The organism is Serratia sp. PGPR-27 (genome assembly GCF_022678525.1).
Classification (GTDB): Bacteria; Pseudomonadota; Gammaproteobacteria; order Enterobacterales; family Enterobacteriaceae; genus Serratia; species Serratia nematodiphila.
On sequence record NZ_JALBYS010000029.1, the window covers coordinates 42,014 to 68,939 of the forward strand.

Annotated in this window: 24 protein-coding genes; 16 read left to right on the top strand and 8 right to left on the bottom strand. The window is 59.6% G+C overall.

Annotated features, from left to right (window positions below; translation table 11 throughout):
- Window positions 1-3: 3 nt before the first annotated feature.
- The 12 genes from lpxB to MMS95_RS16405 all read left to right on the top strand — a co-directional run bounded on the left by lpxB (window position 4) and on the right by MMS95_RS16405 (window position 17,847).
- A complete protein-coding gene (gene lpxB / locus MMS95_RS16350) occupies window positions 4-1,152 on the top strand; it encodes a lipid-A-disaccharide synthase (protein WP_033632250.1) in 1,149 nt (382 codons plus the stop codon).
- Window positions 1,149-1,742: a ribonuclease HII gene (rnhB, locus tag MMS95_RS16355; protein ID WP_015378890.1), complete on the top strand. Its 594-nt coding sequence runs from the start codon at window positions 1,149-1,151 to the stop codon at window positions 1,740-1,742. The genes lpxB and rnhB overlap by 4 nt, the downstream gene beginning before the upstream one ends.
- Before the next feature lie 77 nt (window positions 1,743-1,819).
- Entirely contained in the window at window positions 1,820-5,308 is a 3,489-nt protein-coding gene (gene dnaE, locus MMS95_RS16360) for a DNA polymerase III subunit alpha (protein WP_004931970.1), read from the top strand.
- Window positions 5,309-5,320: 12 nt separating this feature from the next.
- Complete coding sequence (gene accA / locus MMS95_RS16365) at window positions 5,321-6,280, top strand: acetyl-CoA carboxylase carboxyl transferase subunit alpha (protein WP_004931972.1); 960 nt, start codon at window positions 5,321-5,323, stop codon at window positions 6,278-6,280.
- Between the two features lie 111 nt (window positions 6,281-6,391).
- The gene (locus MMS95_RS16370; RefSeq protein ID WP_004931974.1) at window positions 6,392-8,536 is read left to right on the top strand and encodes a lysine decarboxylase LdcC; all 2,145 of its coding nucleotides are present in this window, start codon (window positions 6,392-6,394) and stop codon (window positions 8,534-8,536) included.
- A gap of 105 nt (window positions 8,537-8,641) precedes the next feature.
- Entirely contained in the window at window positions 8,642-9,031 is a 390-nt protein-coding gene (locus MMS95_RS16375) for a VOC family protein (RefSeq protein ID WP_015378887.1), read from the top strand.
- Window positions 9,032-9,120: 89 nt separating this feature from the next.
- A complete protein-coding gene (cadC, locus tag MMS95_RS16380) occupies window positions 9,121-10,677 on the top strand; it encodes a lysine decarboxylation/transport transcriptional activator CadC (protein WP_004931978.1) in 1,557 nt (518 codons plus the stop codon).
- Between the two features lie 370 nt (window positions 10,678-11,047).
- Window positions 11,048-12,391, top strand: coding sequence for a cadaverine/lysine antiporter (cadB, locus tag MMS95_RS16385; protein WP_033639529.1), 1,344 nt, complete (start codon window positions 11,048-11,050; stop codon window positions 12,389-12,391).
- A 95-nt stretch (window positions 12,392-12,486) separates the two neighbouring features.
- A complete protein-coding gene (gene cadA / locus MMS95_RS16390; protein WP_004931982.1) occupies window positions 12,487-14,625 on the top strand; it encodes a lysine decarboxylase CadA in 2,139 nt (712 codons plus the stop codon).
- Window positions 14,626-14,693: 68 nt separating this feature from the next.
- Window positions 14,694-16,145, top strand: coding sequence for a dipeptide permease DtpD (dtpD, locus tag MMS95_RS16395; protein ID WP_021505644.1), 1,452 nt, complete (start codon window positions 14,694-14,696; stop codon window positions 16,143-16,145).
- A 56-nt stretch (window positions 16,146-16,201) separates the two neighbouring features.
- Complete coding sequence (tilS, locus tag MMS95_RS16400; RefSeq protein ID WP_033632256.1) at window positions 16,202-17,533, top strand: tRNA lysidine(34) synthetase TilS; 1,332 nt, start codon at window positions 16,202-16,204, stop codon at window positions 17,531-17,533.
- Entirely contained in the window at window positions 17,533-17,847 is a 315-nt protein-coding gene (locus MMS95_RS16405) for a c-type cytochrome (protein ID WP_049277238.1), read from the top strand. Before tilS ends, MMS95_RS16405 begins: the two co-directional genes overlap by 1 nt.
- A gap of 50 nt (window positions 17,848-17,897) precedes the next feature.
- Here MMS95_RS16405 and rof read toward each other — a convergent pair whose 3' ends face one another.
- Window positions 17,898-18,161: a Rho-binding antiterminator gene (gene rof / locus MMS95_RS16410; protein WP_004931991.1), complete on the bottom strand. Its 264-nt coding sequence runs from the start codon at window positions 18,159-18,161 to the stop codon at window positions 17,898-17,900.
- Window positions 18,148-18,348, bottom strand: a complete 201-nt coding sequence (locus MMS95_RS16415) for a YaeP family protein (RefSeq protein WP_004931993.1) — start codon at window positions 18,346-18,348, stop codon at window positions 18,148-18,150. The genes rof and MMS95_RS16415 overlap by 14 nt, the downstream gene beginning before the upstream one ends.
- Window positions 18,349-18,562: 214 nt before the next feature.
- On the opposite strand from MMS95_RS16415, the gene MMS95_RS16420 reads away from it, so the two are divergent.
- The 3 genes from MMS95_RS16420 to nlpE are packed head-to-tail and all read left to right on the top strand — an operon-like array spanning window position 18,563 to window position 20,241.
- The gene (locus MMS95_RS16420; protein WP_004931995.1) at window positions 18,563-19,111 is read left to right on the top strand and encodes a YaeQ family protein; all 549 of its coding nucleotides are present in this window, start codon (window positions 18,563-18,565) and stop codon (window positions 19,109-19,111) included.
- 3 nt (window positions 19,112-19,114) lie between these two features.
- On the top strand, window positions 19,115-19,528 hold the full coding sequence (gene arfB / locus MMS95_RS16425) for an alternative ribosome rescue aminoacyl-tRNA hydrolase ArfB (protein WP_004931997.1): 414 nt from the start codon (window positions 19,115-19,117) through the stop codon (window positions 19,526-19,528).
- Between the two features lie 29 nt (window positions 19,529-19,557).
- The gene (gene nlpE, locus MMS95_RS16430) at window positions 19,558-20,241 is read left to right on the top strand and encodes an envelope stress response activation lipoprotein NlpE (protein WP_033632258.1); all 684 of its coding nucleotides are present in this window, start codon (window positions 19,558-19,560) and stop codon (window positions 20,239-20,241) included.
- Between the two features lie 60 nt (window positions 20,242-20,301).
- On the opposite strand, the gene proS is transcribed toward nlpE, so the two are convergent.
- The 6 genes from proS to metN all read right to left on the bottom strand — a co-directional run bounded on the left by proS (window position 20,302) and on the right by metN (window position 25,896).
- Complete coding sequence (gene proS / locus MMS95_RS16435) at window positions 20,302-22,020, bottom strand: proline--tRNA ligase (protein ID WP_156866539.1); 1,719 nt, start codon at window positions 22,018-22,020, stop codon at window positions 20,302-20,304.
- Window positions 22,021-22,140: 120 nt separating this feature from the next.
- Window positions 22,141-22,848, bottom strand: a complete 708-nt coding sequence (gene tsaA, locus MMS95_RS16440; protein ID WP_033632260.1) for a tRNA (N6-threonylcarbamoyladenosine(37)-N6)-methyltransferase TrmO — start codon at window positions 22,846-22,848, stop codon at window positions 22,141-22,143.
- Window positions 22,845-23,249, bottom strand: a complete 405-nt coding sequence (rcsF, locus tag MMS95_RS16445) for an Rcs stress response system protein RcsF (RefSeq protein ID WP_004932006.1) — start codon at window positions 23,247-23,249, stop codon at window positions 22,845-22,847. The genes tsaA and rcsF overlap by 4 nt, the downstream gene beginning before the upstream one ends.
- 114 nt (window positions 23,250-23,363) lie before the next feature.
- Window positions 23,364-24,179 carry a MetQ/NlpA family lipoprotein gene (locus MMS95_RS16450; RefSeq protein WP_033632261.1) on the bottom strand — a complete coding sequence of 272 codons (816 nt, stop codon included), beginning with the start codon at window positions 24,177-24,179 and terminating at the stop codon, window positions 23,364-23,366.
- 39 nt (window positions 24,180-24,218) lie between these two features.
- Window positions 24,219-24,872, bottom strand: coding sequence for a methionine ABC transporter permease MetI (locus MMS95_RS16455; RefSeq protein ID WP_004932010.1), 654 nt, complete (start codon window positions 24,870-24,872; stop codon window positions 24,219-24,221).
- The gene (metN, locus tag MMS95_RS16460; RefSeq protein ID WP_004932012.1) at window positions 24,865-25,896 is read right to left on the bottom strand and encodes a methionine ABC transporter ATP-binding protein MetN; all 1,032 of its coding nucleotides are present in this window, start codon (window positions 25,894-25,896) and stop codon (window positions 24,865-24,867) included. The genes MMS95_RS16455 and metN overlap by 8 nt, the downstream gene beginning before the upstream one ends.
- A gap of 188 nt (window positions 25,897-26,084) precedes the next feature.
- On the opposite strand from metN, the gene gmhB reads away from it, so the two are divergent.
- The gene (gmhB, locus tag MMS95_RS16465) at window positions 26,085-26,648 is read left to right on the top strand and encodes a D-glycero-beta-D-manno-heptose 1,7-bisphosphate 7-phosphatase (RefSeq protein ID WP_015378880.1); all 564 of its coding nucleotides are present in this window, start codon (window positions 26,085-26,087) and stop codon (window positions 26,646-26,648) included.
- Window positions 26,649-26,926: the final 278 nt, after the last annotated feature.

Genomic DNA, 26,926 nt, shown 5'->3' on the forward strand with positions numbered 1-26,926 from the left:
GTTATGTCGAATCGTCCATTGACTATCGGACTGGTCGCCGGAGAAACCTCCGGTGACATTCTCGGCGCCGGCTTGATCCGTGCGCTCAAGGCGCAGATCCCCGACGCGCGTTTCGTAGGCGTCGCCGGCCCGTTGATGCAGGCCGAAGGCTGCGAAGCCTGGTACGAAATGGAAGAACTGGCGGTCATGGGCGTGGTGGAAGTGCTCGAGCGTTTGCCACGCCTGTTGAAGATCCGCAAGGATCTTACCCGCCGCTTCGGTGAGCTGCGGCCGGACGTGTTTGTCGGCATCGACGCGCCGGACTTCAACATCACGCTGGAAGGCCGCCTCAAGCAGCGCGGTATCCGCACCATCCACTACGTCAGCCCTTCCGTGTGGGCCTGGCGGCAAAAGCGCGTTTTCAAAATAGGCAAAGCCACCGATTTGGTGCTGGCCTTTCTCCCTTTCGAAAAAGCGTTTTACGATCGTTTCAACGTGCCTTGCCGGTTTATTGGCCACACCATGGCGGACGCCATGCCGTTGCAGCCCGACCGGCTGGCGGCGCGCGCTCAGCTTGGCATCGCTCCGCAGGCGCGCTGTCTGGCATTGCTGCCGGGCAGCCGCGGCGCCGAAGTCGAGATGCTGAGCGCCGACTTCCTCAAAACCGCGCAGCTGCTGCGCACTCGTTATCCCGAGCTGGAAGTGGTGGTGCCGCTGGTCAACGCCAAACGGCGCGAGCAGTTTGAGCGCATCAAGGCCGAGGTTGCGCCGGATTTGACCGTACACCTGCTGAATGGGCAGGGGCGCGAAGCGATGATCGCCAGCGACGCGGCGCTGCTGGCATCCGGTACGGCGGCGCTGGAGTGCATGCTGGCCAAGTGCCCGATGGTGGTGGGCTATCGCATGAAACCGTTCACTTTCTGGCTGGCGCAGAAGCTGGTAAAAACGCCTTACGTTTCGCTGCCGAATCTGCTGGCGGGGCGCGAGATCGTCACCGAGCTGTTGCAGCATGACTGCGTGCCGGACAAACTGGCCGCCGCCGTGATGCCGCTGCTGGAAGAGAGCCCGGAAACCGAAGCGTTGAAACACACTTTCCTTACCTTGCACCAAAGCATCCGTTGCGGTGCGGACGAACAGGCCGCTCAGGCTGTGTTGGAGCTGGCGAAAGCATGATTGAACCCTTTATCTATCCCGCTGCCACGCTGATTGCCGGTGTGGACGAAGTGGGCCGCGGCCCGTTGGTCGGCGCGGTGGTCACCGCCGCCGTGATCCTCGATCCGGCGCAGCCGATCGTCGGTCTGGCGGACTCCAAGAAACTCAGTGAAAAACGCCGCCTGGCGCTGTATGACGAAATCGTCGCCAAGGCGCTCTCCTGGAGCCTGGGGCGCGCCGAACCGGCGGAAATCGACCAACTGAACATTTTGCACGCCACCATGTTGGCGATGCAGCGCGCGGTGGCCGGGTTGCATATCGCGCCGGACATGGTTTTAATCGACGGTAACCGTTGCCCGAGCTTGCCGATGCGTTCGCAGGCGGTGGTGAAGGGCGACAGCCGCGTGGCGGAGATCAGCGCGGCGTCCATTCTGGCGAAGGTCACGCGCGATCGCGAAATGGCCGAGCTGGACAGCGAGTACCCGGACTACGGTTTCGCGCAGCATAAAGGCTACCCGACCGCCTTCCACCTGGAGCGGCTGGCCGCGCTGGGCGCCACCGAGCATCATCGCCGCAGTTTCGCTCCGGTGAAAAGAGCGCTGGCGCTGTAGTCTGCGAGCCTGACCGGCTCGACGATAGCATTAACCCGGGCTCAGCCTGCTGAGCCCCTTCAATCAGGTATCTGGAGATGGCCGAACCTCGTTTTATTCACCTGCGCGTCCACAGTGACTACTCCATGATTGATGGATTGGCCAAGACGGCGCCGCTGGTGAAAAGAGCCGCCGCGTTAGCCATGCCTGCACTGGCAATCACCGATTTCACCAACCTGTGCGGGCTGGTGAAATTCTACGGCAGCGCGCACGGCGCCGGGATCAAACCGATCATCGGCGCGGATTTCCATGTGCAAAGCGAAGAGCTGGGCGATGAACTGGCTCAGTTGACGGTGCTGGCCAGCAACAACGAAGGCTACCAGAACCTGACGCTGCTGATTTCCCGCGCCTATCAGCGCGGCTACGGCGCCGCCGGCCCGACTATCGATCGCGACTGGCTGATTGAACATCGCGAAGGGCTGATCCTGCTCTCCGGTGCGCGTCAGGGCGACGTCGGCAAGTTTCTGCTGCGCGGCAACCAGGCGCAGGTGGATCAGTGTCTTGATTTCTACCAGCAGCATTTCCCGGACTGTTACTATCTGGAACTGATCCGCACCGGCCGTCAGGACGAAGAGAACTACCTGCATGCGGCGGTGGCGCTGGCCACCGAGCGCGGCTTGCCGGTGGTGGCCACCAACGACGTGCGCTTCCTGGTGGAAGATGACTTCGACGCTCATGAGATTCGCGTCGCCATTCACGACGGCTTTACGCTGGACGACCCTAAGCGGCCGCGTAACTACAGCCCGCAACAGTACATGCGCAGCGAAGACGAGATGTGCGAACTGTTCGCCGACATCCCGGAAGCGCTGCTGAACAGCGTCGAAATCGCCAAGCGCTGCAACGTCACCATTCGCCTCGGCGAATACTTCCTGCCGCAGTTCCCGACCGGCGATATGAGCACCGAGGACTTCCTGGTGCTCAAATCGAAAGAGGGGCTGGAAGAGCGTCTGGAGTTCCTGTTCCCCGATCCTGAAGTGCGCGCGCAGCGCCGCCCGGAATATGACGAGCGTCTGGACGTAGAGCTGAAGGTGATCAACCAGATGGGCTTCCCCGGCTACTTCCTGATCGTGATGGAGTTTATCCAGTGGTCGAAGGACAACAACGTGCCGGTGGGCCCGGGGCGCGGCTCCGGCGCCGGTTCGCTGGTGGCCTATGCGTTGAAAATCACCGACCTCGATCCGCTGGAGTTCGATCTGCTGTTCGAACGCTTCCTGAACCCGGAACGTGTCTCAATGCCCGACTTCGACGTCGACTTCTGCATGGAGAAGCGTGACCAGGTGATCGAGCACGTGGCGGAGATGTACGGCCGCGAAGCGGTATCGCAGATCATCACCTTCGGCACCATGGCGGCGAAAGCGGTTATCCGCGACGTGGGCCGCGTGCTGGGGCACCCGTACGGCTTCGTCGATCGCATTTCCAAGCTGGTGCCGCCGGATCCGGGCATGACGCTGGAGAAAGCCTTCGCCGCCGAACCGCAGCTGCCGGAAATTTACGAGGCCGACGAAGAGGTCAAGGCGCTGATCGACATGGCGCGCAAGCTGGAAGGGGTGACGCGTAATGCCGGTAAACACGCCGGGGGCGTGGTGATCGCGCCGACCAAGATCACCGACTTCGCGCCGCTGTACTGCGATGCCGAAGGGAACCACCCGGTGACCCAGTTCGACAAGAACGACGTGGAATACGCCGGGCTGGTGAAGTTCGACTTCCTCGGTCTGCGCACCCTGACCATCATCGACTGGGCGCTGGAGATGATCAACGCCCGGCGCGCCAAGACCGGGCTGGAACCGATCGACATCGCCGCCATCCCACTCGATGACAAGAAAAGTTTCGACATGCTGCAGCGCTCGGAAACCACGGCGGTGTTCCAGCTTGAATCGCGCGGCATGAAAGATTTGATCAAACGTCTGAAGCCCGACTGCTTCGAAGACATGATCGCACTGGTGGCGCTGTTCCGTCCGGGGCCGCTGCAGTCGGGCATGGTGGATAACTTCATCGACCGCAAACACGGCCGTGAAGAGATCTCCTACCCGGACATTCAGTGGCAGCATGAGTCGCTCAAGCCGGTGCTGGAACCGACCTATGGCATCATCCTGTATCAGGAACAGGTGATGCAGATTGCCCAGGTGCTGGCCGGTTATACGCTGGGCGGAGCGGACATGCTGCGCCGTGCGATGGGTAAAAAGAACCCGGTCGAAATGGCCAAGCAGCGCGGCGGCTTTGAAGACGGCGCCAAAGCGCGCGGCATCGACGGCGAACTGTCGGTGAAAATCTTCGACCTGGTGGAGAAATTCGCCGGTTATGGCTTCAACAAATCGCACTCCGCCGCCTATGCGCTGGTGTCGTACCAGACGCTGTGGCTGAAGGCCCACTACCCGGCCGAGTTTATGGCGGCGGTGATGACCGCCGATATGGACAACACCGACAAAGTGGTGGGGTTGGTGGACGAATGCTGGCGCATGGGGCTGAAGATCCTGCCGCCGGACATCAACAGCGGCCTGTATCACTTCCACGTCAACGACGACGGCGAGATCGTGTACGGCATCGGCGCCATCAAGGGCGTAGGGGAAGGGCCAATCGAGGCGATCATCGAGGCGCGCAACAGCGGCGAACAAGGTTACTTCAAAGACCTGTTCGATCTCTGCGCGCGCTCCGACATCAAGAAACTGAACCGCCGCATTCTGGAAAAACTGATCATGTCCGGGGCGTTCGATCGCCTTGGGCCGCACCGCGCCGCGCTGATGAATTCGCTCGGCGACGCGTTGAAAGCGGCGGATCAGCATGCGAAAGCCGAAGCTATTGGCCAGGTGGATATGTTTGGCGTGCTGGCGGAAGCGCCGGAGCAGGTGGAGCAATCCTACGCCAATATCGCGCCCTGGCCGGAGCAGGTGGTGCTGGACGGTGAACGGGAAACGCTGGGGCTGTATCTGACCGGCCACCCGATCACCCAGTACCTGAAGGAGATCGAACGTTACGCCGGTGGCCAGCGTTTGAAAGACATGCACCCGACGGATCGGGGCAAAATGACTACCGCCGTCGGGTTGGTGGTCGCCGCGCGGGTGATGGTGACCAAGCGCGGCAACCGCATCGGCATCTGCACGCTGGATGACCGTTCGGGCCGTCTGGAAGTGATGTTATTCACCGAAGCGTTAGAAAAATACCAGCATTTGTTGGAAAAAGACCGTATCCTTATCGCCAGTGGACAGGTCAGCTTTGATGACTTTAGCGGCGGGCTTAAAATGATGGCCCGCGAGGTAATGGACATCAGTGAAGCCCGGGAAAAATACGCTCGCGGGCTTGCTATCTCGCTGACTGACAGGCAAATTGATGACCAGCTTTTGAACCGTCTCCGTCAGTCGTTGGAACCCCATCGCTCGGGGACGATTCCAGTGCATCTCTACTATCAACGGGAAGATGCGCGAGCCAAGCTGCGTTTTGGCGCAACCTGGCGCGTGACGCCCACCGACCGCTTGTTGATCGACTTGCGGACGTTGGTAGGCAATGAGCAGGTGGACTTGGAATTTGACTAAAATAGGAATGCTATGAGTCTGAATTTTCTTGATTTTGAACAGCCGATTGCAGAGCTGGAAGCGAAAATTGACTCGCTGACTGCAGTCAGCCGTCAAGACGAAAAATTAGATATTAATCTGGACGAAGAGGTTCAGCGCCTGCGTGAAAAGAGCGTTGAGCTGACGCGCAAGATTTTTGCCGATCTTGGGGCTTGGCAAATTGCCCAATTGGCACGCCACCCGCGCCGTCCTTATACCCTGGATTATATCAAACACATCTTTACCGACTTCGAAGAGTTGGCGGGCGATCGCGCTTACGCTGACGACAAAGCGATCGTCGGTGGCATTGCGCGCCTGGATGGCCGCCCCGTGATGATCATCGGGCACCAGAAAGGCCGTGAAACCAAAGAGAAGATCCGCCGCAACTTCGGCATGCCGGCGCCGGAAGGCTACCGCAAGGCGCTGCGCCTGATGGAAATGGCCGCACGCTTCAAGATGCCGATCATCACCTTTATTGATACCCCGGGCGCTTATCCGGGCGTGGGCGCGGAAGAACGCGGCCAGTCGGAAGCTATCGCGCGCAACCTGCGTGAGATGTCGCGTCTGAACGTGCCGGTCATCTGCACCGTCATCGGCGAAGGCGGCTCCGGCGGCGCGCTGGCGATCGGCGTGGGCGACAAGGTGAACATGCTGCAGTACAGCACCTACTCGGTGATTTCGCCGGAAGGCTGTGCTTCCATCCTGTGGAAGAGCGCCGATAAGGCCCCGCTGGCGGCAGAAGCGATGGGCATCACCGCACCGCGTCTGAAAGAGCTGAAGCTGATCGACTCGGTGATCCCGGAGCCGCTGGGTTCCGCGCACCGCGACGTGCCGGCGATGGCCGCCGCGCTGAAAGCGCAGCTGCTGGCCGATCTGAAAGATCTGGATGGTCTGAACGACGAAGAGTTGCTCAACCGCCGTTACCAGCGTCTGATGAACTACGGCTACTGCTGAGTTCTGTGCTTCGCTGCAAGAAACCGCCTCCGGGCGGTTTTTTTTTGGCTACACACCGCCGGATTTTCGTGGTGTTATAGAGACTTGGCCGTTAACTGACAGGAGCTGCCGATGAATATCATCGCCATCATGGGCCCGACGGGCGTCTACTACAAAGATGAGCCGATTCGCGAGCTCCACGCTGCGCTGGCCGCCATGGGATTCCAGCTGGTGTACCCCAAAAACAGCGGTGACCTGCTGAAGCTGATCGAAGCCAACGCCCGCATCTGCGGGGTGATCTTCGACTGGGACGACTACAGCCTGGAGCTGTGCAGCGAGATCAACGAGCTGAACGAATACCTGCCGCTGTACGCCTTTATCAATACCCACTCCACCTTCGACGTCAGCCTGCATGAAATGCGCATGGTGCTCTATTTCTTCGAGTACGGCCTGAATGCGGCGGACGACATCGCGCAGCGCATCCAGCAGTACACCGCGGAATACATCGACACCATTACGCCGCCGCTGACCAAGGCGCTGTTCAACTATGTGCGCGAAGGCAAGTACACTTTCTGCACGCCGGGCCACATGGCTGGCACTGCGTTTCAAAAAAGCCCGGTGGGCTGCCTGTTCTATGACTTCTTCGGCGCCAATACCCTGAAGGCCGACATCTCGATTTCGGTCACCGAGCTCGGTTCGCTGCTGGATCACACCGGGCCGCACCTGGAGGCCGAAGAGTATATCGCGCGCACCTTCAACGCCGAGCAGAGCTATCTGGTCACCAACGGCACCTCCACCGCCAACAAGATCGTCGGCATGTATTCGGCGCCGGCGGGCAGCACGGTACTGATCGACCGCAACTGCCACAAATCGCTGTGCCACCTGCTGATGATGAGCGATATCGTGCCGATCTATCTGCGCCCGCTGCGCAACGCCTACGGCATCCTCGGCGGCATTCCGCAGCGCGAATTCACGCGTGAGAGCATCGCCGCCCGGGTGCAGGCGACGCCGAACGCCACCTGGCCGGTGCATGCGGTGATCACCAACTCCACCTATGACGGCCTGTTGTACAACACCGACTACATTAAGCAGACGCTGGAGGTGCCGTCGATTCACTTCGATTCCGCCTGGGTGCCTTACACCAACTTCCATCCGATTTACGACGGCAAGAGCGGCATGAGCGGCGAGCGGGTGCCCGGCAAGGTTTTCTACGAAACCCAATCCACCCACAAGCTGCTGGCCGCCTTCTCGCAGGCCTCGATGATTCATATCAAGGGCGACTACGATGAGAGCACCTTCAACGAAGCCTACATGATGCACACCACCACTTCGCCGCACTACGGCATCGTGGCGTCGATGGAGACCGCCGCCGCCATGCTGCGCGGCAACCCGGGGCGCCGTTTGATCAACCGTTCGGTGGAGCGCGCGCTGCATTTTCGCCGAGAGGTGCAGCGGCTGCGCGAGGAGAGCGACAGCTGGTTCTTCGATATCTGGCAGCCGGAAGAGATCGATGAGGCGCAGTGCTGGCCGCTGGATCCGGACGATAACTGGCACGGTTTCGGCCAGACCGATCGCGATCATATGTACCTCGATCCGATCAAGGTGACGATCCTGACACCGGGCATGAATGAGCTGGGCGCGCTGGAGGAAGAGGGGATCCCGGCGGCGCTGGTGGCGAAGTATCTCGACGAACGCGGCATCGTGGTGGAGAAGACCGGGCCGTACAACCTGTTGTTCCTGTTCAGCATCGGCATCGATAAAACCAAGGCGATGAGCCTGCTGCGCGGCCTGACCGACTTCAAGCGCGCCTACGATCTCAACCTGCGGGTGAAGAACATGCTGCCGGATCTGTACGCCGAAGATCCGGATTTCTATCGCCATATGCGCATCCAGGATCTGGCCGCCGGCATTCATCGCCTGATCCGCCAACACGATCTGCCAGGCCTGATGCAGCGGGCGTTCGACGTGCTGCCGGAAATGAAGCTGACGCCGCACCAGATGTTCCAGGAACAGGTGCGCGGCAATGTCGAAACCTGCGAGCTGGATCAGCTGGTGGGCAAGGTGGCGGCCAATATGATCCTGCCTTATCCGCCGGGCGTGCCGTTGGTGATGCCGGGGGAAATGATCACCGAAGAGAGCCGGGCGGTGCTCGATTTCCTGCTGATGCTATGCTCGATCGGTGAGCGCTATCCCGGTTTTGAAACCGATATCCACGGCGCCAAACTGACGGAAGACGGGTGCTATCTGGTGAAGGTGCTGAAAGCCCCGCAGCCATAAGGCCATAACGCGCCCGGCGGTTTGAAGATAAGCCGGGCTTTTTCATTGACGGCATCGCCGCCGCCGGATACCGTGCCCCATCAGAATGAACAGGAGAGGGTTTCTATGCTGGCATTACGTCAGGTGCATCACATCGCGATCATTGGCGCGGACTACGCCGCCAGCAAGCGTTTTTACTGCGACATTCTCGGGTTTACCCTGCTGAGCGAAGTCTACCGTGAGGAGCGCGGCTCCTGGAAAGCGGATCTGGCGCTCAACGGGCAATACACCATCGAGCTGTTTTCTTTCCCCTCGCCGCCGGCTCGCGTCAGCCGCCCGGAGGCCTGCGGCCTGCGCCATCTGGCGTTCAGCGTCGACGACATCGATCAGGCTATCGCTCATCTGCAGGCGGCCGGCGTTGCCTGCGAACCGGTGCGTGTCGATCCCTACACCCAATCCCGCTTTACCTTTTTCAGCGATCCCGATGGTTTACCGTTAGAATTATACGAGAGTTAACGGCTTAATCGCCTCCCGGCGGCCACAGCCGGGGGCGGTTATGCTATGATCGCGCCCTTGCCCTACATGCCTACAGAGTTATTTCCGCCATGCAAGAGCCTGCTTTTCGCGTCGGGGAGTGGCTGGTTACTCCTGCCGACAACACCATCAGCCGCGATGGTCGCCAGAAAACGCTGGAACCGCGCCTGATCGACATGCTGTGCTATTTCGCCCGGCACCCCGACGTGGTGCTGAGCCGCGACGAGCTGATCGACAACGTCTGGAAGCGCAATATTGTCACCAACCACGTGGTGACCCAATGTATTTCAGAGCTGCGCAAGTACCTGAAAGACGGCGACAGCGACAGCCCGGAATACATTATCACCGTGCCCAAGCGCGGGTATAAGCTGGCGACGTCGGTGATCTGGTGTGAAGAGGGGGAGACACAACCCGCGATTGCACCGGCGCCGCAGATCGCGGTGATTATGCATGAGCCGGAAGACGGCAGCGATGATGAAGAGGATACGCCCTATGTGCCGCCGCGCCGGGCAAGCGTGCCGGCTGCTGCGCCCGGCGAGAAGAAGCCGCATTTTTATCGCCGCTCGACGTTCTGGGTGTGGCTGGCGTTTCTGAGTGCGCTAAGCGTCTGCGTGGCGTTTGTCGGCATCGCCACGCTGTCGCAGCGCGTGCCGGTATCGACCATGCCGGTGCTGCTCAACCCGCGCGATATCGATATCCGCATTCAGGGCGGCGAGAGCTGCAGCAACTGGATGCCGCAGCTCTCTTATGTGGTGGGCGTCAGCGAGCTGATTACCGATTCGTTGAACACTTACTCTACCTTCCTGGTGCACGACCAGACCAACTACAACTATTCCGGCCCCAGCAACTCGGGCAAGTCGCTGTATATCGAGTTCGTCAATCAGCGCCACTACCGCGCCCAGCAGTGTTTCCTCTCCGTGCGGCTGGTGGATAACGCCGACAGTTCGATCATGTTGGACAAGCGTTACTTCATCACCGCCGATAACCAGCTGAAGATCCAGACCGACTTCCTCGCCAGCCTGTCCGCGGCGCTGAAGCAGCCTTGGCCGCCACAGCTGGAGCAGCGTCTGGCGCAGTTGCTGCCGGACAACGGGCCGTTGCTGCAGCGTTTCTACCAGGCGCATCAGTTGCTGATCCGCGGTGACGCCGATTCGTTGACCCGCGCCAGCGCCCAGCTGAGCGAGCTGATTAACAGCGCGCCGAACTTCCGCTATCTGCTGGCTGAAAAAGCGTTGGTGGATCTGCTGCGCAATTCTTATCAACCGTTCGACAGCCAGACATTGGCGCAATTGCGGGCCGATATCAGCCATCTGGCGACGATCCCCGAATTGAAGAACACGCCGATCATGCAGCAAGTTCTGGCGGTAGATGCCTTGACGCAGGGGCGCATTGACGAAGCGCACCGGGCGATCGATCTGGGGATTGAGCTGCAAATGTCGTGGCTGAACTATGTGCTGTTGGGCAAGGTGTATGAAATGCAGGGGCAGAATCATTTGGCGGCCGACTCTTATATTACCGCCTTCAATCTTCGCCCCGGTGAGGATACCTTGCATTGGATCACCAATGGCGTATTCCAGACGTCATTGACCAACGTGGTGCCTTATTTAAATAACTATCAGCGCCAATAATTAACCCAATATCACGCCGCCCTTATTCTTCGGGGATCATGGCGGCGTTATTTATTGGTGAAGTCATGTTGCATGAATGTATTATTTTGCTGCGCGATATTATCTCTTTTTTGCCATTTGTTATGCGTTATTAACCTTGCCATCTTTTTGTTTTTAAATGATGTTTATCTTTTCTTTAGCCTGTCTTTTTATCTTGATGTGTTAATGAAAAACCTCAGGTTATCATTTGTATGATCATGAGCGTAATCTCACTTTATCTTTAGGACTTTATTCCCCCCGATGGTTAGCATCCTGACTATCAAGCTGGCTCATTAAAATCTTTTATTTATGGGCGTGGCTTATAAGAAACGTAAATCAGGAGAAACTGACCATGGCTTCACCCAAGAAAATAGGGCTTATTGCCTGCACCGGCGTGGTCGCCGGTAATATGATGGGGAGCGGGATTGCCTTATTGCCCGCCAACCTGGCGAGTCTCGGATCCATCGCCATTTGGGGATGGGTGATCTCGATTATCGGGGCGATGTCGCTGGCTTATGTGTATGCCCGCCTCGCCACCAAAAACCCACAGCAGGGCGGCCCTATCGCCTACGCCGGTGAAATTTCCCCGGCCTTCGGTTTCCAGACCGGCGTGCTTTATTACCATGCCAACTGGATCGGTAATCTGGCCATCGGCATTACCGCCGTTTCTTATCTCTCCACCTTCTTCCCGGCGCTGAACAACCCGGTGCCCGCCGGCATCGCCTGTATCGCCATCGTGTGGGTCTTCACCTTCGTGAACATGCTGGGCGGAACCTGGGTCAGCCGTTTGACCACGCTGGGCCTGGTGCTGGTGCTGATCCCGGTGATCGTGACCGCCACCCTCGGCTGGCACTGGTTTGACGCCGCCACCTACCAGGCTAACTGGAATACCTCCGGCACCACCGACAGCCATGCGGTCATCAAAAGTATCCTGCTGTGCCTGTGGGCGTTCATCGGCGTGGAATCCGCGGCGGTCAGCACCGGCATGGTGAAAAACCCGAAACGCACCGTACCGCTGGCGACCATGCTCGGCACCGGTCTGGCGGGCATCATCTATATCGCCGCCACCCAGGTGATCAGCGGCATGTTCCCGGCGTCTGAAATGGCCGCCAGCGGCGCGCCGTTCGCCATCAGCGCCTCGGCGATTATGGGCAACTGGGCCGCACCGATGGTTTCCGCCTTCACCGCCTTCGCCTGCCTGACCTCGCTCGGTTCGTGGATGATGTTGGTCGGCCAGGCCGGGGTGCGCGCTGCCAACGACGGCAACTTCCCGAAAGTGTACGGCGAGCTGGATAAAAACGGCATTCCGAAGAAAGGCCTGCTGCTTGCTGGCTGCAAAATGACCGCGCTGATGGTGCTGATCACCCTGATGAGCTCCGCCGGCGGCAAAGCCTCCGACCTGTTCGGTGAGCTGACAGGCATCGCGGTGCTGCTGACCATGCTGCCTTACTTCTACTCCTGCGTAGACCTGATCCGCTTTGAAGGGGTCAACGTGCGCAACCTGCTGAGCCTGATCGCTTCAGTGTGCGGCTGCGGCTTCTGCTTCATCGCGCTGATGGGCGCCAACTCTTTCGAACTGTCCGGCACCTTTATCATCAGCCTGATTATCCTGATGTTCTACGCCCGGAAAATGAATACCCGTCAAGCTGCCAACGCCGCGGCGGTTGATGAAAACACCACGGCCAAAGCGCACTGATTCGCGTCCGCTGACCGACTGAATTTACCCAGCCCCTTTCTTTCCGACCTGTCAGCCGCGACGGGAAGGGGCTTGCTTTGCCAGGAGAAATGCATATGAACGTTATCGCCATCATGAATCACATGGGTGTCTACTTTAAAGAAGAGCCTATCCGTGAACTGCATCAGGCGCTGGAAAGTCTGGATTTCCGCATCGTTTACCCTAACGATCGCGAAGACCTGCTGAAACTGATCGAGAACAACGCCCGCTTGTGCGGGGTGATCTTCGACTGGGACAAATACAACCTGGAGCTGTGCGAAGAGATCAGCCAACTGAACGAGTACATGCCGCTGTACGCATTCGCCAACACCTATTCGACGCTTGACGTCAGCCTGAACGATCTGCGCATGCAGGTGCGCTTCTTCGAATATGCGCTCGGCGCGGCAACCGACATCGCCGCCAAGATCAAACAGAATACCGACGAATATATCGACACCATCCTGCCGCCGCTGACCAAGGCGCTGTTCAAATACGTGCGCGAAGGCAAATACACCTTCTGTACGCCGGGCCACATGGGCGGCACCGCGTTCCAGAAAAGCCCGGTGGGCAGCCTGTTCTACGATTTCTTCGGCCCGAATACCATGAAGTCGGATATCTCGATTTCGGTGTCCGAGCTGGGATCGCTGCTGGATCACTCCGGCCCGCACAAAGAGGCGGAAGAGTATATTTCTCGCGTGTTCAACGCCGAACGCAGCTACATGGTCACCAACGGCACCTCCACCGCCAACAAGATCGTCGGCATGTATTCGGCGCCGGCGGGCAGCACGGTGCTGATTGACCGCAACTGCCACAAGTCGCTGACTCACCTGATGATGATGAGCGACATCACGCCGATCTACTTCCGCCCGACCCGCAACGCTTACGGCATCCTCGGCGGCATCCCGCAGAGCGAGTTCCAGCGCGCCACCATCGCCAAACGCGTGAAGGACACCCCGAACGCCACCTGGCCGGTGCACGCGGTGATCACCAACTCCACCTATGACGGCCTGCTGTACAACACCGACTTTATCAAGAACACTTTGGACGTGAAGTCTATCCACTTCGATTCCGCCTGGGTGCCTTACACCAACTTCCATCCGATCTATAAAGGCAAGTGCGGCATGAGCGGCGGCCGCGTGGAGGGCAAGGTGATCTATGAAACCCAGTCCACCCACAAACTGCTGGCGGCCTTCTCGCAGGCGTCGATGATCCACGTGAAGGGCGACATCAACGAAGAGACCTTCAACGAAGCCTACATGATGCACACCACCACTTCGCCGCACTACGGCATTGTGGCCTCGACCGAAACCGCTGCGGCGATGATGAAAGGCAACGCCGGCAAGCGCCTGATCCACGGTTCTATCGAACGCGCGATCAAGTTCCGTAAAGAGATCAAACGCCTGAAAGTCGAGTCCGACGGCTGGTTCTTCGACGTCTGGCAGCCGGAGCATATCGATGAGCCGGAATGCTGGCCGCTGCGCTCCGACAGCGCCTGGCACGGTTTCAAGAACATCGACAATGAACACATGTATCTCGATCCAATCAAGGTCACCATTCTGACGCCGGGGATGAGCAAGGAAGGCGAGATGCAGCCGTTCGGCATCCCGGCCAGCATCGTGGCGAAATACCTCGACGAGCGCGGCATCATCGTCGAGAAAACCGGGCCGTACAACCTGCTGTTCCTGTTCAGCATCGGCATCGATAAAACCAAGGCGCTCAGCCTGCTGCGCGCGATGACCGACTTCAAACGCTCGTTCGACCTGAACCTGCGGGTGAAAAACATGCTGCCTTCGCTGTATCAGGAAGCGCCTGATTTCTATGAAAACATGCGCATTCAGGATCTGGCGCAGAACATTCACCGCCTGGTGGAGCAACACAACCTGCCGGACCTGATGTACCGCGCATTCGAAGTGCTGCCAACCATGGTGATGAACCCGTATCAGGCGTTCCAGAAAGAGCTGCACGGCGAAGTGGAAGAGGTCTATCTGGAAGAGATGGTCGGTAAGGTCAACGCCAACATGATCCTCCCATACCCGCCGGGCGTGCCGCTGGTGATGCCGGGCGAGATGCTGACCGAAGAGAGCCGGCCGGTGCTGGAGTTCCTGCAGATGCTGTGCGAAATCGGCGCGCATTATCCGGGCTTTGAAACCGACATTCACGGCGCCTACCGTCAGGCGGACGGACGTTATCGGGTGAAAGTGCTGAAGGCGAAATAACCGCAGCCAAAAACAGGGGAGGCGCTCGCGCTTCCCCTTTGTCGTTCACCGACTGATGGGAGACCACCATGAAAACACCCTCACAGCCGCGCGCAATCTACTATGTCGTAGCGATACAAATTTGGGAATATTTCAGCTTTTACGGCATGCGTGCGTTATTGATCCTCTATCTGACCCACCAACTCGGCTATACCGACAGCCACGCCATCGATCTCTACAGCGCTTACGCTTCGTTAGTTTACGTCACTCCTATTCTTGGCGGCTGGCTCGCCGACCGCCTGCTGGGCAACCGCGTCGCGGTGATCGCCGGCGCGGCGCTGATGACCCTGGGGCATATCGTGCTCGGCCTGAGCGCGGTCTCCGCCCAGTCGCTCTATCTGGCGCTGGCGATCATCATCTGCGGTTACGGCCTGTTCAAATCCAATATCAGCTGCCTGCTGGGCGAGCTGTACCCGGCGCAGGACTCGCGCCGCGAAGGAGGCTTCTCGCTGCTGTACGCCGCCGGCAACGTCGGTTCCATTTTGGCGCCGATCGCCTGCGGGTTGGCGGCCGAGCGCTATGGCTGGCACGTCGGTTTTGCGTTGGCCGGGATCGGCATGTTCGCCGGTCTGGTGATTTTTCTGCTTGGCGGACGCCATTTCCGCCACACCCGCGGCGTGAATGCCCCGCTGATGCGTGCCAGGAGCCTGGGCCTGCCGCACTGGGGATGGCTGCTGGCGGCGCTGCTGGCGTCGCCGCTGTTCTTCACGTTGCTGTTTGAACGCGACTGGGCCGGCTATTTGCTCGGGTTGGTGTGCGTGGCGGCGGTGGCGCTGGTGGCGCGCATTATGCTGCGCGCGGACGCCGGCCAGCGGCGGGGGCTGTGGCAGATCATCGTACTGATGCTGCTGGGCACGCTGTTCTGGGCTTTTGCCCAGCAGGGCGGCAGCTCCATCAGCCTGTTTATCGATCACTTCGTCGACCGGCGCTGGTTCGGCTGGACGGTGCCGACCGCGCTGTTCCAGTCGGTTAACGCCTGCGCGGTGATGCTGGGCGGCGTGGCGCTGGCCTGGCTGGCGAGTGGCGGTGGCGCGGGCGACCGGACGCTGCGTATCTGGTGCAAGTTCGCCTTCGGTCTGCTGTTGATCGGCGTCGGCTTTATGCTGATGGCGCTCAATACGCGGCTGCACGGGCCGGGTTCGATGGGGCTGATGATCGCCGGCCTGGCGGTGATGGGCTTTGCCGAACTGTTTATCGATCCGGTGGCGATGGCGCAGATCACCCGGCTGAATATCCCCGGCGCCACCGGCGTGTTGACCGGTATCTATATGCTGGCGACCGGTTCGATCGCTAACTATCTGGCGGGCATCATCGCCAATCAGACCGCCGAAGACCACATCGAGGGGGCGGCGATGCAGGCGTATGGCCGCATTTTCGCTCAGATCGGCTGGGGGGCGGCCGGGTGCGCGCTGGCGGTGATCGCGGTGCTGGGCGGCTGGTGGCTGCTGACGCGGCGCCAGGCCCGGACGGTTAATGCTTGATTGATGGCGGTAGGCGGAGTTAACGTGCAGCTATGTAGAAGTGACAAAGCCTACCGATGGATACTGATCAATTAACGACGCAGGTGGCGGACCAGCTGGGCGCGCAGCAGCGGCTGCTGGTGGCGTTCAGCGGCGGCCTGGATTCCAGCGTGCTGCTGCATCTGCTGGCGACGTTGCGCCGCCAGCGTCCGGCGCTGCAGCTGCGTGCGCTGCACGTGCATCATGGCCTGAGCGCCTTTGCCGACCGTTGGGTTGAGCATTGCCGCCGCCAGTGCGCCGACTGGCGGGTGCCGCTGACGGTGACGCACGTGCAGGTGGATGCCCGCCAGGGCGGCATCGAAGCGGCGGCGCGTGCGGCGCGCTATGCCGCCTTCAGCGCAGCATTGGCGGAGGGAGAAGCGCTGCTTACCGCTCAACACCTTGACGATCAAAGCGAAACCTTCCTGTTGGCGCTCAAGCGCGGCAGCGGGCCGGCGGGGTTGTCGGCGATGGCGGCGCGCGCCACGCTGGGCGAGCACTTGCTGTTGCGGCCGTTGCTGGGCTGCTCGCGTCAAACGCTGGAAAGCTACGCGCAGCGCCACGCCTTAAGCTGGATAGATGACGACAGCAATCAGGACACGCGCTTCGATCGCAATTTCCTGCGTTTGCAGGTTTTGCCGCTGCTCAATCAGCGCTGGCCGCACTTCGCTTCGGCGGTGGCGCGCAGCGCCAGCCTGTGCGCCGAGCAGGAGCAGCTGCTGGACGAACTGCTGGCGGAACCGCTGCAAAGCCTGTTGGCGGCGGATCGCTCATTGGCGATCGACGGCCTGACCGACTGTTCGCCGGTGCGGCGTTTCGCCTTGTTGCGGCGCTGGATCGCGTTGTTTAACGTCACTATGCCGGCGCGTGAGCAGCTACAGCGCCTGTGGGAGGAGGTGGCACTCAGCCGGGAAGACGCCGAACCGCAGCTGCAGCTCGGCGCCTATCAGATCCGCCGTTTCCGTGGCCGACTGCACCTGCTGCCGCCGCTGGCGGCGCTGCGTGGTGTGCATCTGCTCTGGCGGCCTGACGAGCCGCTGACGTTGCCGGACGGGCTGGGGCGCCTGATCGCCGGTGAGGGCGATCTGGCGCTGCGCGCGCCGCTGTCATCGCAGCGGATCAGCATTCGTTTCGGCGGCGTGCAGGGCGCCGTGCGCATCGTGGGGCGCGCCCATTCGCGGCCGATAAAAAAACTGTGGCAGGAGCTGGGGATCCCTCCCTGGCAGCGTGATCGCATCCCGTTGATTTATTATGATGAGCAGCTGATCGCTGCCTTGGGCGCATTCGTCTGTGAGGCGGGGCAGGTGGCGGAAGGCGAACGCCCGTGGCGGCTGCGCTGGGAAAAAAATCATAATCGTGAGGAGCAATGATGAAGTTTGTGGGGATCACGCTGTTGGCCGCCGGCCTGTTCAGCCTGCCGGCGTTGGCGGCGGGGGATGCGGCCGCCGGTCAGGCGAAAGCCGCCGCCTGTGCGGCGTGCCACGGCGCGCAGGGCAAGGTGACGGTGCCGATGTACCCGAATCTGGCCGGACAGAACGCCATGTACCTGCAGCATGCGCTGCAGGCGTATAGGAAAGGGGAGCGCAACGGCGGCCAGGCCGAGGTGATGAAGGCCTATGTGTCGGGGCTGTCGGATAACGACATCGCCGATCTGGCGGCTTACTATGCCAGCCTGAAGCCGTAAATGACGAGGGCAGCCGTCGGGCTGCCCTGTTGGGATGGGGTTACCGCTGCTCAGTCCGACAGACTGACGACCACGGTACCGATTTCCGGATGACTGAAACTGCTGATATGGTCCAGACGCAGGTCGCGCTGCTGGCCGTTCTGTTCGATGGTCAGATACTCAACGCGTTTCTTTTGCAGCAGGTCGATCGCCTTGGCCTCGATCACTTCTCCGTCGCGTAACTCCAGCTTCAGAATAAGTTTATGCTGACAGGCGAGTTCCAGGTTGTCGTAGTCATCGCAATTGATGGGTTGGTACTCATCATTCATCAACATAGTCGCTCACCAATAAGTTAGCGGCGGCAAAGGCCGCCTGTTCCCTAACGGAGGACGGTAGCGCGTCGTTCGCTGCGACATCGTCCAATGCCTTTAACGCACAAGCCAGCGCATCAGGCACGTAGCCAAGATCTCCACTGCCAATCTCGGCGTAAGTACGGCGTACTAACTCACAGTATTGTTGCACAGTTTCCTCCCTTAAGAACCTCTGCATCATCAAGACCGCTCTCGCGATGAGGCGCAGGCTCTCGGAGTTTTATCCTATCCTAGACGACTATAGCACAGCTGTTATGGAGTTATCAGCACCTCGACACGCCTTTCGTTCTGCGCCGAACCGGGCTGCGCTGGCGGCGTTCGCCCCTGATCAAGTACACTGTCGCCGAATAATAACGAGGTCACCCATGGCGCTGAAAGCAACCATTTATAAAGCCGCGGTCAATATCGCTGATATGGATCGTCACTTCTATCACGACGCCACGCTGACGCTGGCGCAACACCCGTCCGAAAATGAACAGCGCATGATGCTGCGCCTGTTGGCCTGGATCTGCCATGCCGACGAGCGGCTGGTGTTCACCAAAGGGCTGAGCGCCGACGATGAGCCGGAGATCTGGCAGCGCAACGACCATAACGGGCTGGAAATGTGGATCGAGATGGGGTTGCCCGACGAGAAGCGCATTCGCAAGGCCTGCAACCAGTCGCCGCGCGTGGTGCTGTACGCCTACGGCGAGCGCGCCGCGCACGTGTGGTGGCAGGGAATGCAGGGCAAGGTGGCCGGTTACAAGAACCTGAGCGTGCGTTTCCTCGATGACGAGCAGCTGGCGCGGCTGACGGCGCTGGCCAGCCGCACCATGACGCTGCAGGCGACGCTGCAGGAGGGAACTATTTGGCTGTCCGATGCTCAGAATAGTCTGGAAATCCAGTTTGCCGAGTGGCAGCGGGCGCAGGTGTGACCGGTGCTGGAACTGTCAAGAAACGTCGCCATACCGGATAATGAGCTGGAATTGACGGCGATCCGCGCGCAGGGCGCGGGCGGCCAGCACGTGAACAAAACCTCAACGGCGATCCATTTGCGCTTTGACATCCGGGCATCCAGCCTGCCAGAGTATTATAAGGAAAGGCTGCTGGCGCTGAATCACCATTTAATTACCGCCGATGGCGTGGTGATTATCAAGGCGCAAGAGTATCGCAGTCAGGAATTGAATCGCGAAGCGGCGTTGGCCAGGCTGGTCGCGTTGATTCAGCAGGCGATGGTGGTGGAAAAAACGCGCAAGGCGACCAAGCCGACGAAAGGAGCGAAACTGCGTCGTTTGGAAGGCAAGACGCGTAAAGGCGCCACCAAGGCGCTGCGCGGCAAGGTTCGCACTTAGGAATACATGAACACAGTAGGAGAATAACTGTGAAGAAAATTACGATAGCCCTGTTCTTGGCGGCAGGTGCACTCTCGTTGTTGGGATGCAATAATCATTATCAGCCGAAGGAACAACCGCTGCAGGCGATGCCGCAGAGTTATCAAGGGGTGTTGCCTTGCGCTGATTGCGGCGGTCTGGATACGGCGCTGTTCCTGGATGAAGACGGCACCTTCGTGCTGCAGGAAACCTATCGCGGCAGCAAAGACGGCGATCAGACCTTTGCCGACTACGGCAAATGGGCGCGCACCGCGGATAAGCTGGTGCTGACCGATAGCACCGGCGAGAAACGCTACTTCCGTCCGGTGGGCAAGAGCCTGGAGATGCTGGATCGCAGCGGCGCGCCGATCGAGTCCAAGCTGAATTACCGTCTGGAGCCGGTCGAAAAGCCGTTGCCTAAAACCCCGATGGCGATGAAAGGCAGCTACAGCTATATGGCCGACGCGGCGGTGTTCAAAGATTGCGCCACCGGCATCACTTTCCCGGTGGATAACAACATCGCGCTGGAGCAAGGTTACGCCAAGGCCAATAAGACTGCCGGCGAGCCGGTGTTCCTGACCTTCAACGCGCACTTCAGCGTGCAGCCGTCGATGGAAGAGGGGCAGATTGAAAAAGCGGTGGTGCCGGACGGCAAGATCGCGTTCGACCGCAGTAAAAGCTGCAGCAGCAAGTAACGCGTTTCGAATATAAAAAAACCCGCCTAGGCGGGTTTTTTATTCTCTGGCGATCGGCGCTTAGCGTTTGATCTGGCCCAGCAGGAAATCAACGATTTCGCCGGTTTTGATCATTTGCTTTTCGCCGACGCGGCGGTTCTTGTACTCGATCTCTTCGTTATCGAGGTTACGGTCGCCGATAACGATAGAGTGCGGCACGCCGATCAGTTCCATATCCGCGAACATCACGCCCGGACGCTCTTTGCGGTCATCGAGGATCACATCGATGCCGTGGGAGCGCAGGGTGTTGTACAGCTCTTCCGCCAGCGCCTGCACGCGGAATGACTTGTGCATGTTCATCGGCAGGATCGCCACCTGGAATGGCGCGATGGCGTCCGGCCAGATGATGCCGCGTTCGTCGTGGTTCTGCTCGATGGCGGCGGCCACGACGCGCGTCACCCCGATGCCGTAGCAACCCATGGTCAGCACCTGGTTGCGGCCGTCTTCACCCTGCACGGTCGCTTTCATCGCTTCCGAGTACTTGGTGCCGAGCTGGAAGATATGGCCCACTTCGATGCCGCGTTTGATCAGCAGCGTCCCCTGACCGTCCGGGCTGGCGTCGCCTTCCACCACGTTACGGATATCGGCCACCTGCGGCAGCGGCAGATCGCGCTCCCAGTTGATGCCGAAGTAGTGTTTGCCGTCAACGTTGGCACCGGCGCCAAAGTCGCTCATCGCCGCTACGCTGCGGTCGGCAACCACCGGCATCTGCAGCTTGACTGGGCCCAGGGAACCCGGGCCGGCGCCGACGATGGCGCGGATCTCTTCTTCGGTGGCGAAGGTCAGCGGCGCGGCAACCTGCGCCAGCTTCTCGGCCTTGATTTCGTTCAGCTCGTGATCGCCGCGCACCAGCAGGGCGACCAGCTTGTGGCCGCTCTCTTCGGTGGCGCGCACCATCAGCGTCTTCACGGTTTTTTCCACCGGCAGCTGGAATTGCTCGACCAGCTCGGCGATGGTTTTGGCGTTCGGCGTATCCACCAGGCGCAGTTCTTCACTGGCTGCGGCGCGCGGCTCTGCCGGCGCGACCGCTTCCGCCAGCTCGATGTTGGCGGCGAAGTCGGAACCGGTGGAGAACACGATATCGTCTTCACCGCTCTGCGCCAGCACCTGGAATTCGTGCGAGGCGCTGCCGCCGATCGAGCCGGTATCCGCCTGCACCGGGCGGAAATCCAGGCCCATGCGGCTGAAGATTTTGCTGTACGCTTCGTACATTGCGTCGTAAGTCTCCTGCAGAGACTCCTGTGAGGTGTGGAAGGAGTAGGCATCCTTCATCAGGAACTCACGGGAACGCATCACGCCGAAACGCGGGCGCACTTCATCACGGAACTTGGTCTGGATCTGGAAGAAGTTCAGCGGCAGCTGTTTGTACGAACTGATCTCGTTGCGGATCAGATCGGTGATCACTTCTTCATGCGTCGGGCCCAGCACGAACGGACGATCGCCGCGGTCGACGAAGCGCAGCAGCTCGGGGCCGTATTGCTCCCAACGGCCGCTTTCCTGCCACAGATCGGCAGGCTGAACCACCGGCATGGACACTTCGATCGCGTTAGCATTGTTCATTTCTTCGCGAACGATGTTTTCAACCTTCTTCAGAACGCGCAGGCCGGTCGGCAGCCAGGTGTAAAGACCGGAGGCCAGCTTGCGGATCATCCCGGCGCGCAGCATCAGCTGGTGGCTGATCACTTCGGCGTCGGCAGGTGTCTCCTTCAGTGTGGAGAGCAGATATTGGCTAGTACGCATGGTGTTTTGGTTCCGTTAGAACTGCAAATTGCATCGGGCTGCCAGAGTGGCGGCCAAAAGTGACAAAAGTGGTTTAGTTTACCAGCGCGAGCGGGTCGCCAAAAGAGAGGCGGCGGAATTTTAACGCGGGTCGAGCGCCAACACTTCGGTGCGGCCGTCCACGACGCGCCAGCGCACGTTGAAATCCAACAGCCAGACGGCGTAATCCCGTTCGACGTCCTCTCCTTTACGATAGGCGGGACGGGGATCTTGCGCCAGCACCTGGCTGATAAAACGCCTTAATTGCGGGTAGCGCGCCTGATGTTGCTGCAGCTGTTGCTCGGCCTGCGGTGCGAAACGCACCGGCATATCGCCGGCGGGCGCAGCCTGGGCAAAGCCGGCGCGGGCCTGCGGCTGGCTCTCGGCGAACGGCAGATAAGGCTTGATGTCCACCACCGGGGTGCCGTCGACCAGGTCGAGGCTGCCCAGTTCCAGCGCCACTTCACCGTTTTTCACCCGCACGCCTTTGAGCTCAATGAGCGACATGCCGAGCGGGTTGGGGCGGAAGGTGGAGCGGGTGGCGAACACGCCCATGCGGGCATTGCCGCCCAGGCGCGGTGGGCGCACCGTTGGCCGCCAGCCGCCCTCCATGGTTTGATGGAAAATGAACATCACCCACAGATGGCTGAAATCGCTGAGGCCGCGCACCGCTTCCGCCTGGTTGTAGGGCGGCAGCAGCAGCAGTTCGCCGCCGCCGTCTTCGACCAGCCCCGGCTGGCGGGGCACGGCGAATTTTTCTTTATACGGCGAGCGGATCACGCCGATCTGCTCGAAAACGAATTCGGTCATTTGGAGGAGACGTTAAGCGCCGAGCCCTGACAAACGGCCTGTTGATAGCAACCGGCGACGCCGCTGACAATTTGGCAGTCGTGCAGCAGCACGGCGTTGGCCTTCATGTAAGACGCACGGATTTGCATGCGTTTACGGGCGGTAGCCAGATTCGGTGGAGAGTCTTGCACGGTGGTTTGGCACGATTCGCCGGACACTTCACCCAGATCGCGGAACGGTTTACCCACGAGTTCTTCTGCACTTTTGTACAGTTTTACCGGTGCGGGGCGGGCGGCCGGCGTAGTTTTGGCCGGAGCGGTGGTAGTCGGCTTGCTGGTGCTGCTTGTTGAGGACGGCGCGATACGCTGCGATGAACATCCGGCCAGCGCGAGCGCTAACAAACAGAGAGGTAAAACACGCATTGAGATTCCTCTGCCTTAATGAAAGTGGCGCTATTGAAGCAAGCTATGGCGGAAATAACAAGACGGGCCTTGGCCCGTCTTGCAATTATAGGAATAAAATGGGTGAATAAGCGCTTACCAGCCTTTCACCGCGCCGCCGTTGAAGATTTTGTTGGCGGCCGCGTCAACGTCGTCAGACTGATAGGCCTGAACGAATTTCTTCACGTTTTCCGCATCTTTGTTATCTTCGCGCGCAACCAGCAGGTTGACGTAAGGCGAGTCTTTATCTTCCACGAACAGACCGTCTTTCGCCGGCGTCAGGCCGATCTGGCTGGCGTAGGTGGTGTTGATCACCGCCAGCGCGATCTGCTGATCGTCCAGAGAGCGCGGCAGCTGAGGCGCTTCCAGCTCAACCAGCTTCAGGTTTTTCGGGTTCTCGGTCACGTCCAGCACGGTCGGCAGCAGGCCAACGCCGTCTTTCAGCTTGATCAGACCAACTTTCTGCAGCAGCAGCAGCGAACGGCCCAGGTTGGTCGGATCGTTAGGCAGCGCGATCTGCGAACCTTCTTTCAGCTCGTCCAGCGATTTGATTTTCTTGGAGTAACCGGCGATCGGGTAAACGAAGGTGTTGCCGACCGGCACCAGCTTGTAACCGCGGTCTTTGATCTGCTGATCCAGATAAGGCTTGTGCTGGAAGGCGTTCAGATCGATATCGCCTTTGCTCAGCGCTTCGTTAGGCAGCACGTAGTCGTTGAAGGTGACCAGTTCAACGTCCAGACCGTACTTCTCTTTCGCCACTTTCTGCGCCACTTCAGCCACTTGCTGCTCAGCGCCGACGATCACGCCGACCTTGATGTGGTTCGGATTCTTTTCATCCTGGCCACAGCCCGCCAGAGCCAGCGTGCCGATCAGTGCGCCAATTGCCGCGATGGATTTAAATTTTAACGACATATCCCTTCCTCATTAGACTCGCATTAACATGCGGTGAAACTATTTATGGGTAACGGCTTTGACGATGCGATCGCCGCAGAATTGGATCAGATAAACCAAAACTACCAGTAATACTAATACGGTATTCATCACTGTGGCGTTATAACCGATATAACCGTATTGGTAACCGATTTGGCCCAGGCCGCCGGCGCCGACCGCGCCGCCCATGGCGGAGTAGCCCACCAGGGTGATCAGGGTGATGGTCGCGGCGTTGACCAAGCCCGGCAGGGCTTCCGGCAGCAACACTTTCTTGATGATCTGCATCGGCGTGGCGCCCATGGCGCGCGCGGCTTCCACCAGGCCGGACGGGATCTCCAGCAGGGCGTTTTCCACCATGCGCGCGATGAACGGCGCGGCGCCCACCGTCAACGGCACGATGGCCGCCTGCAGGCCGATCGAGGTGCCGACGATCATGCGGGTAAACGGAATCATCCAAACCAGCAGGATAATGAACGGAATGGAACGGAAGATGTTCACCAGCCCGGACAGGATCTTATACAGCGAATTGTTGGCGATGATCTGCCCCGGGCGGGTGACATACAGCAGCACGCCTACCGGCAGGCCGAGCACGAAACCGAAGAAGCCGGAGACAAAGGTCATCATGACGGTTTCCCACACGCCACGCGCCATCAACCACATCATTGCCTCAGACATAACCCAGAACCTCTACTTTTACCTGATTTTCTTGCAGGAACTTAATCGTCGCCAGCGCGTCTTCGTCGCTGCCGTGCAGCTCCGCCAGCATCACGCCGAATTTCACGCCGCCGGCATAATCCATCTGGGCGCTGATAATGTTGTTGTTCACGTTGAAGCGGCGAGCGGCTTCAGACAGCAGCGGCGCATCGACCGACTGACCGGTGAACTCCAGGCGCAGCAGCGGCTGGCGGTCGCCCTGACGCTCCGGCGACAGGCGCGCGGCGTAGTCGTCCGGGATATCCAGATGCAGCGTGGACTGAATGAACTGCTGGGCCAGCGGGGTTTTCGGGTGTGAGAACACTTCGCTGACGCTGTCTTTTTCAATCAACTGCCCCTGGCTGATGACCGCGACCTGGTCGCAGATGCGTTTCACCACGTCCATTTCGTGGGTGATCAGCAGAATGGTCAGGCCCAGACGGCGGTTGATGTCTTTCAGCAGCTCCAGGATGGAACGGGTGGTGGCCGGATCCAACGCGCTGGTGGCTTCGTCGCACAGTAGCACTTTGGGATTGCTGGCCAGCGCGCGGGCGATCGCCACGCGCTGTTTCTGGCCGCCGGACAGATTGGCCGGATAGGCGTCGTGTTTGTCTGCCAGCCCGACCAGTTCCAGTAGTTCGGTCACGCGCTTTTTGATCTCGGCGCGCGGCGTATTGTCCAGCTCCAGCGGCAGCGCCACGTTGCCGAACACCGTGCGGGAAGAGAGCAGGTTGAAGTGCTGGAAGATCATGCCGATTTGGCGACGGGCGCGCGTCAGTTCGCTTTCCGACAGAGACGTCAGATCCTGGCCATCGACCAGCACCTGGCCGGAGGTAGGGCGCTCAAGCATGTTGGCGCAGCGGATCAGCGTGCTTTTGCCGGCGCCGGAAGAGCCGATAACGCCATAGATTTGCCCGGCAGGGACGTGAAGGGTCACGTCAGAGAGCGCGGTAATGGTGCGCGAACCCTGCTGGAACACTTTAGTGATGTTAGAAAGTTTAATCATATTCTTCTTATTTTAGCGTGGTTGCCCGTGGCTAGATAAAAGTAAACCTCGGCGTGGAACCAAGGTATGGATCAGATGTTAAGGCGTCTAGACGTCTAAGTCAACGGCCAGCGACGTTCTCCGGCGTTCTCAGTGCGGGGTAAAACATGCGATACTGTCAGCGTATTCAGCCCCTCAGGAGCAAAGCGGTGACACAAAGCGTTCCAGCAATTTTTCTCGATCGTGACGGTACGATTAACGTTGACCATGGTTATGTCCATGAAATCGACAATTTCCACTTTATTGACGGCGTGATTGACGCCTGTCGCGAACTCAAAAAGATGGGGTTCGCGCTGGTGATGGTGACCAACCAGTCGGGCATTGCGCGCGGCAAGTTCAGCGAAGACCAGTTTATGTACCTGACCGAGTGGATGGACTGGTCGCTGGCCGATCGCGACGTCGACTTCGACGGCATCTATTTCTGCCCGCATCATCCGGAGGCGGTAGTGGAAGAGTATCGTCAGGTCTGTGACTGCCGTAAACCGCAGCCGGGCATGCTGCTGCAAGCGCAGCAGGAATTGAACATCGATATGGCCGCTTCTTATATGGTGGGCGATAAACCGGAAGATATGCAGGCGGCGATCGCGGCCGGCGTCGGCACCAAGGTGCTGGTGCGTACCGGCAAGCCGGTGACGGAGCAGGGTGAAAAGCTGGCCGATTGGGTGCTAAATAGCCTGGCGGACCTGCCGGCAGCCATCAAAAAGCGGGTTTAATAGGCGTTACGCATGAATAGTGAGCGGTCAGATAAAAAATGCATATTATCGCTTGTCATTCTGAACCGGCTCCCTATAATGCGCCTCCATCGACACGGCGCAAGTGATTCACTTCACACAGCGGCCGGGAAGAAAGAGAAAAAATCCTGAAAATTAGGGTTGACTCTGAAAGAGGAAAGCGTAATATACGCCACCTCGAGTTAGCAAGCGAAAGCGCCTAACTCACTGCTCTTTAACAATTTATCAGACAATCTGTGTGGGCACTCCACAAGACGATA